Here is a 7,617-nt window from a genome sequence, read left to right as displayed (position 1 = left end):
CGCTGTCGGCGCGCCCATCGGTGTTCAGCGGGATGATCTGCGCGTCGCCGTCGCGCTCGTCCTCCTGCCCGTCCTCGTCACGATGTGTCATGACGGACCTACCAGCCGGCGGTGGCGCAGCGAGCCGAGCAGTCCGTGCTCGATCCGGGAGACCAGTTCCTTGTCGACGGTGAACCGCAGCTCGCGGGCACGGACGAAGGCGTCGAAGGTCTCCACGGTCGAATAGCGCGGCCGGTAGCCGAACACCGTGGTCAGCCGGGTCGTGTCGACGGCGCGTCCGTGGGCGAGCAGGTCGAGCTGCTCGGCGGAGAAGTCGACCAGCCGAAGCCTGCGCGCCGCACCGCCGAGCACGCCGATCGCCGGGAACGGCACCGGTAGACCGGGGCGGCCGGCGCGGCGGATCGCCTGCGACAACAGCAGCACTCCGTCACCGGCGACGTTGAACGTTCCCGCGTGATCCGCCCGCGCGGCACGCATCAGCACGGCGAGGGCGTCCTCGGAGTGCAGCAGCTGGATGCGGGGATCGAAGCCCAGCACCGTCGGCACGACGGGCAGGTCGAGATAGCGGGCGAGCGGGCTGTCCACCTGCGGGCCGAGGATGTTGGTGAAGCGCAGGACGGTGACGGCGATGTCGGGGCGGCGCCGGCCGAACCCACGGACGTAGCCCTCGACCTCTACCGCGTCCTTGGCGTAACCCGCGGTCGGCAGCGCGCGCGGCTCGGTGTCCTCGGTGAACAGCGCCGGGTCCCGCGGGGAGGAGCCGTAGATCGACGTCGTGGACTTCACCACGAGTTTCGTGACGCTCCGTGCCTTCTGGCAGGCGGCGAGGAGCTGCATCGTGCCGATGACGTTGGTCTCCTTCATCGCGGTCCGGCCGCCCGCGCCCAGCGGCGTCGCGATGACATTGAGATGCAGAACCGTGTCGATCTCCGTGGTGGAGATGACCTTCGCGATCAGTGGATGGCGGATGTCGGCGCGGACGAAACGCGTACGGCCGAGGTCCACCTGAGGGTCGACGGTCTCGGGACTGACCGTGTCAACGCCCACCACCGCCTCGATGTCGGGATCGGCGGCGAGAGCGGCCGCGACCTGGGCGCCCAGGGGCCGGGCGACCCCGGTCACCAGCACCCGGCGTGGTCTCATCGTCGTCTCCCCGGAACGCGGTCTGCCCGCAACACCGAAGGCGATGCACCCGACCCCGGCCAGCGGTCATCGTACGCCCACACTCGACGCATTCGCTGCGCAGCGTGAGACAGTCCGGCGCGTCAACTACTAAACGTAATTGAAATTCGGGGGGAAACGGAGATCCTGGACGATCTGAAATGCGGACGGGTCGCGCGGCGCCTGGCCGACGACCACCGGATCCTGCCGCCGCAGCCGCAGCGCGTCGACGGCGCGGCCACAGTTCACCGCGATCATCACCCGGCGCAGCGCGTCCTCGCACACGGTCACACCACCGCGAGGGGCCTCGCCGTAGGTGTGCGTGAAGGTGAGGCGCATGGTCCGGGTGCCCGCGCGGACCTCGACCGGATCGCCGAGGGTGATTCCCGCCGCCTCCAGGTCGAGGCGCGTCATGTTCAGCGAGAGGTTGCCGAAATGGTCGATCGACACGACCTCGCCGTGCACGTGATCGTCATCGACGACACAGGTGCGCGGCCGGAACTCGGTGAGGCCCCCCGGGTCGACGCCGGGCCCCACGTCCGCCAGCTCCAGACCCGCCGCGAGCCGCGCCGCGACCGGCGCGTACACGTCCCGACCACGGAACACCGCGGTGGGCAGCGGCAGCCACAGCTCGCGATTGGCGATCTCGTGGACGGACTCGATCCCGCCCAAGGCGTCCCAGGCCAGCGACGCGACCCCGTTGTCGGGGCAGACGAAAATCGACCCGTCGGTGGTGCGCACCGACACGCCACGGGTGTAGCCGTCCACGTCGAGTCGCTCGACGACCACGAGGTGGACACCGGTCGGCAGGTAGCCGACCGCGTCGGCCAGCGTGATGGCGGCGTGCTCCACGTCCTGCGGCGCGATCGAGTGACACACGTCGAGCACCCGGGTGGCCGGCGCGTGGCGAGCGATCACTCCGTGGCACACCCCGACGCACGCGTCGTCCGAGCCATAGTCGGACAGGAAGTTGATCCACGAATCCGTCATCGGCGTACCCCTGCCTGTCCGGCGCTCCACCCGCTGGTGGGGCAATCCTGCCACAGGGCAGTCGCTCGGGCACGCAGAGCGAGCATGCGTGGGCGCCGCGGCGTGGCCGCGACGACCCCGCCTGGCGCGGGGAGCCGCGACCTACTTCTTGTTACGACGCTGGACGCGGGTGCGCTTCAGCAGCTTGCGGTGCTTCTTCTTGGCCATCCGCTTACGACGCTTCTTGATGACTGAGCCCACGTACCCGACCGATCTATGTTGAGGAGGTTACCGACCGAGCCTACTCGTCGCCACGACGTGGCACCGGAGCCCGGTGGTCCGGACTAGGCGCGGCCGAGTTCGCGCGAGCGATCCCGGGCCGCCTCCAGGGCGTCCATCAGGGCGGCACGCACCCCGTGCCGGTCGAGTTCACGCAGCGCGGCGATCGTGGTGCCGGCCGGCGAGGTGACGGCCTCCCGCAGCAGGGCGGGGTGCTCACCGTCGCGCAGCATCCGGGCGGAGCCCACTGCGGTCTGGGTGACGAGCTGGGCCGCCAGCGGGCGCGGCAGGCCGAGCAGCACCCCGGCCTCGACCATCGCCTCGACCAGATAGAAGAAGTAGGCCGGGCCGGAGCCGGACAGCGCCGTCACCGCGTCCAGCTGGGCCTCCGTGACCCGGAGCACCTGGCCGACCGGGGCGAGCAGCGCCGTCGCGGCGGCGAGCTGCTCCTCGCCGGCGTGTCGGCCCGCGCAGATCGCCGACATCGCCTCCCCGACGAGCAGCGGGGTGTTCGTCATGACCCTGATCACCGGCGGGCGCGACGGCAGGTGCTGTTCGATCGCGGCGGTGCTCACCCCGGCCGCCAGCGACACGACGAGGGTGTCCGCCGATACCTGGGCGGCGATCTCGGCCAGCAGCGCGGCGACGTCCTGCGGCTTGACGACGATCAGCAGCATGTCCGCCCTGGCCGCGACGGCGGCCGGCGTGTCCACGGCCACCCCGTGCTGGGCTGTGAGCTCGCGGGCGCGGTCCGCGTCCTTCTCGGCCACGACGACATCCCCGGCCGCGTGCCCGGAGGCCAGCAGGCCGGCGAGCACCGCGCCGCCGAGCCGCCCCGCACCCATGAGCCCAACGATCATCAACCCTGCTCCGTCCAGTTTCGACCGACCCCGCCGGCTGGAGGGTACGGTGCCTCCCGGCGCGGATACTCGGCCGGTCCGCGCTGGGCCTCATGACCCCAGCCGGCGTCCCGGACCAGCTCGCCCGGGTATGCCTCGTCCACGTAGCCCGGATCGGCAGGCAGGGGGCTGGGACCGGTCAGCGAGCCGCCCGCCCCCGCCCAGCCGTCCGCCCGCGTGTCCCATCCCCCCCGCGCCGGCCCGGTGGGCTGGCGCCGCGGGGAACTGTGGCCCACCGGCGGCCGGGCGTACCCCTCGTCGACCCAGATGCCCTCCGGGTCCGATCCGGGCCCGTCCCAGGCGTCCCGGTACGAACCGGGGTCGCCGGGTCGGTCGGTGACCTGGTCGTAGAACGCCGGCGGTTCGTGGCTCCCGGGCGCGGCGGCGTAGTCGGCATAGTCGGCGGCGGGCCTGGCGTGGTCCGGGGACCCGGCCGCGGAGTGCCACGGCGCGCCCTCGGATTCGTGCCAGTGGTCCCGGCGCTCCGACCACGCCGTCCCGGCCGGCTCGGCGGTCCGGCTGCTCGGCACGCCGGCGTACCGGCTGGCGGAGTCGTCGACGTAACGCGGCTCGGCGTCGCGCGGATCATGAGCTCGCGGTTCCCGCGTACGGAACCCACGGGAAGCACCGAAGGTCAACCAGGCGGTGTCCTCGGTGTTCTCGGTGTTCTCGGTGTTCTCGGCGGACTTGGGCCGGGGCCTGGTCCCGTACCCGGCGGCCGATCCGGGAGTCGGTTCGATCGGGCCGGCGAGCGGCGGCTCGGCGGACGCCGCCGGTCGCGCGGGACCGCGCGGCGTGTCGGCCCACTTCGGGCGGGCGCGCTGTGCCGGCTTCTCGATCCAGCGGTTCGAGAAGTAGGCGATGAACGTGCTCGCGGCGATCGCGCAGACGACCGAGGGCCACAGCCCGATCCTGGGCACGAGCTGACCGCTGGCCGCGGAGATCACGGGATAGTGCCACAGGTAGATACTGAAAGTGATCTTCCCGAGGAAGGCCATCCGCGGCCGGCCGAGCAGGCGTACCCATGCCGCGTCGCGGCGCAGGTCGGCGCTGAGGATGACGACCGCGGCCAGCAGGGCACTCGGCAGGTAACCGGCCCGGTCCAACCAGTTGGCCGCGTAGCCGTCCTTGTTCGGGCCGAGGAAGGCGAAGAACACCAGCCCGATCGCAGCGACGAGGCCAAGGGCTGCGATCCGCCGCCCGGCCCCCCACCGCTGCACGACGTTCGCGGTGACCGAGCCCCCGGCGGCGGGCAGGTCTGCCCGCCGGCGCCGGTGGCCACGCGGGTCCGTCCCGCCCGGCGCCCGGTCCTGCGGACGGGCCAGCGCACGCAGCCTCCTGTCGCGCCAGAGCGCCACCAGGCAGCCGATCAGCAGCGGGGCGACGTGGGTGTCCGTCGCCAGGTACACCCGGGAATGGGGCGCGCCGCCACTGGCGACGAAGTAGGTCCAGCCGACCAGGATCGCGATCATCCCGAGCAGAATTTTGATCATGTGCGGCCGCAGCCGCGCCGAGCGGATCAGCAGGAGGAACAGGACCGGCCACACCAGATAGAACTGCTCCTCCAGCGACAGCGACCAGACATGGGCGAGCCAGCGCCCGCCGGCGGCCGGGTGCAGGACCTTGTACCAGTTGTTGACGTTGAAAAAGGCCGACAGCGCACTGCCGATGTAGTCGTCGCGGAAGGCGATGTCATTCCATTTGAACGCCACCGTGACGGCCAGTCCGACCACCAGATAAACCCACATCGCCGGCATGAGGCGGAAGGCGCGGCGCACCAGGAATCGGCCGATCGAGACCGTCCCGGTCCGGCTGTGCTCGGCGAGCAGCAGCGCGGTGATCAGGAAACCGCTGAGGACAAAAAAGACGTCGACGGCGACGTTGCTCGCATGGATCGCACCCATATGGCCGGCGAGGATGACGTAGATGCACAGCACCCGAATCCCGTCCAGCGCGGGACTGTAGGCGAACCTCGCCGCCGCGTCCGAGACTGACGGGGAGCCCGCGGGGGCAGCGGGCACCGGCTCGGCGGCACGCGGCTCGGGGACATCCGGGAGGCGGCCGCGCGGCGGTCGGCCGCCTTCCCGTCCGGGCATGGAGTCCGCGCCCGGATCATCCGGCCAGGAACCCCCGGCCGGGAGGTCCTCATGACTGCCCCGGCCCGGCCGCTCGCGACCTGGCCGCGCATAGTCGGACCGGGTGTGGTCGGACGTCGCGAAATCTGACCGCGCGTAGCCGTACTGACCTTCCGGCGGGCCGGGATTTCCTCGCGGGTCCCGATCCGATGCGTGCCGCACGATGACCGTGGCCTCCTCTACCGACGCGCCGGCCATCGGCGCCCAGTCGGGGGTGACCGGCCTGGTCCGACTGGCCCCGCCCCGGCCATGCACCAGTTCCGCGGCCTACGGCCGGTAGGCGACGCGAGCCCCATCGCGCTACGCCGGCAAACTACGACACCACCCTGCGAACGCGGCAAGACTAACTGATCGGTAAATCGCCCCTCAGTGCGGCACTCGGGCTTTGGTCGACACCCCGCAAATGCCTACGCACAGTACAAGGATGCTCACATAGAATGTGACGCGCCGCGACGATCCGTCGTCAACCGGCACGGATTCGGTGGAGCGTGATCAATCGCCCACCGGGCGGCGGGTGACGATCGGAACCACCTCAGCCCGGGGGTACCCGGGCGATCACCAGCAGGGTCCGAAAGGGCTCGACCACGACGCCGTCGGGAAAAGCCCGCAGCACGGTGCGCCGTTCGGCGTCGAGAAAGTCATCCAGGCGATCACCGATTGCCGCGACATACGACTTCGAACGCTGCCAGGTCAGGTAGTCGTCAATTCCGATGCGCCGCTGCCAACGCCCGGTGAGGGTCACGACCTCGCTGAAGTGCCCGGTCCAGCGCAGCTCGTCCGCGAACGGCCGGCTGCGGTACTCCCGCCGGTAGCCCGGGCTCATCAGTTCCAGCCGCTCCTGCTGGCGTTGCCACCAGCGAAGGTCCGCGGCGTCGACGTCGTTCCACCAGACGGCCAGCGCGCCGCCGGGGCGCAGCACCCGGGCGGCCTCGGCGGCGGCGATCAGCACGTCCACCCAGTGCCAGGACTGCGCATAGCAGACCAGGTCGGCCACCCCGGAACGAAAGGGAAGCGCCTCGCCGTCCGCGCGGAGGACGGGCAGGCCCGGGGTGCGCTCGCGCAGCTTGGCCAGCATGCCCGGCCCTGGCTCCACCGGGACGACCCGGGCGCCCCGGTCGAGCAGCAGCCGGGTGGCGATGCCGGTCCCCGCCCCGACCTCGAGGACGTCCGCGCCCGCCAGGGACCGGCCGGCAATCCGTTCGATGTCGGTGAAGACCTGGTCCGGATAGCTCGGCCGGGCGGCCGCATAGGCAGCCGCCAACGGGTCGAACAGCGAACCGGTAGGGGTGCGACCTAGGGACACGAGACCATGGTGACGACCCGCGGCGCGGGTGTCAGCCGTACGTGCGCCCGAGTCCCGCCACCGTGGGGGCGGCGAAGTGCAGCCGGGTGAAGGCCAGGGCCTCGGCGAGGTCGGCCTCCCGCTGCGCGCGGTTCTCCGCCCGCCGGGTGTTGATCTCCACGACGATCGTGCCGTCGAAGCCGCCGGCGGCGAGCAGTTCGAGCAGGTCCGCGCAGGGCTGCGTGCCCCGGCCGGGCACCAGGTGCTCGTCCTTGGCCGAGCCGAGCCCGTCGGCCATGTGCACGTGGACCAGCCGCTCGCCGAGGCTCTCGGCCATCGCCACCGGATCGGACCGGGACACGCTGGTGTGCGAGAGGTCGAGGGTGACGTGGGCGTAGTCGTCGTCGATGGGCGACCAGTCCGGCGCATAGGCGGACACCTCCCGCCCACGCGCCCGCAGCGGGAACATGTTCTCCACCGCGAACCGGATGTCGGTCTCGCCGGCCATCCGCTCGATGCCGGTGATGAACTCGCGCGCGTAGTCCCGCTGCCAGCGGAACGGGGGGTGCACGACGACGGTCTGGGCGCCGAGGGTCTCGGCGACCGAGCGGGCGCGCACCAGCTTGGCCCACGGGTCGGTGCCCCAGACCCGCTGGGTGAGCAGCAGGCAGGGCGCGTGGATCGCCACGATCGGGATGCCGTGGTAGTCGACGAGGCGGCGCAGGGCCTCCGGATCCTGACTGACCGGATCCGTCCAGACCATGATCTCGACGCCGTCGTAGCCCAGCCGGGCGGCCATCTCGAAGGCGGACGCGGTGGACTCGGGATAAGTGGACGCGGTGGACAGCGCGACCCGCGCCGCTGGCGCGCCGCCGGCCGCGCGACCGCGGGG

At 71.7% G+C, this 7,617-nt stretch carries 7 protein-coding genes; all 7 read right to left on the bottom strand.

Annotation, left to right across the window (positions count from 1 at the left end; all coding sequences use genetic code 11):
* Nucleotides 1–87: 87 nt before the first annotated feature.
* Entirely contained in the window at nt 88–1,143 is a 1,056-nt protein-coding gene (locus MXD58_RS15690; RefSeq protein ID WP_248839616.1) for an NAD-dependent epimerase/dehydratase family protein, read from the bottom strand.
* A gap of 129 nt (nt 1,144–1,272) precedes the next feature.
* A complete protein-coding gene (locus tag MXD58_RS15685; RefSeq protein WP_248839615.1) occupies nt 1,273–2,151 on the bottom strand; it encodes an SAM hydrolase/SAM-dependent halogenase family protein in 879 nt (292 codons plus the stop codon).
* Between the two features lie 141 nt (nt 2,152–2,292).
* Nucleotides 2,293–2,391: a 30S ribosomal protein bS22 gene (locus MXD58_RS15680; RefSeq protein ID WP_003948845.1), complete on the bottom strand. Its 99-nt coding sequence runs from the start codon at nt 2,389–2,391 to the stop codon at nt 2,293–2,295.
* An 83-nt stretch (nt 2,392–2,474) separates the two neighbouring features.
* Nucleotides 2,475–3,269, bottom strand: a complete 795-nt coding sequence (gene proC, locus MXD58_RS15675) for a pyrroline-5-carboxylate reductase (RefSeq protein WP_248839614.1) — start codon at nt 3,267–3,269, stop codon at nt 2,475–2,477.
* On the bottom strand, nt 3,269–5,329 hold the full coding sequence (locus MXD58_RS15670) for an acyltransferase family protein (RefSeq protein ID WP_250609452.1): 2,061 nt from the start codon (nt 5,327–5,329) through the stop codon (nt 3,269–3,271). Before MXD58_RS15670 ends, proC begins: the two co-directional genes overlap by 1 nt.
* A gap of 646 nt (nt 5,330–5,975) precedes the next feature.
* Nucleotides 5,976–6,746, bottom strand: coding sequence for a class I SAM-dependent methyltransferase (locus MXD58_RS15665; protein WP_248839612.1), 771 nt, complete (start codon nt 6,744–6,746; stop codon nt 5,976–5,978).
* Nucleotides 6,747–6,777: 31 nt separating this feature from the next.
* The coding region (locus MXD58_RS15660; protein WP_374616174.1) for a sugar phosphate isomerase/epimerase family protein at nt 6,778–7,617 on the bottom strand (840 nt) is incomplete at its 5' end.

Origin of the sequence: Frankia sp. AgKG'84/4 (assembly GCF_023242965.2) — a bacterium.
Classification (GTDB): domain Bacteria; phylum Actinomycetota; class Actinomycetes; order Frankiales; family Frankiaceae; genus Frankia.
The sequence above is the reverse complement of the archived record's forward strand: the minus strand, read 5'-3'. Positions and strand labels throughout refer to the sequence as shown.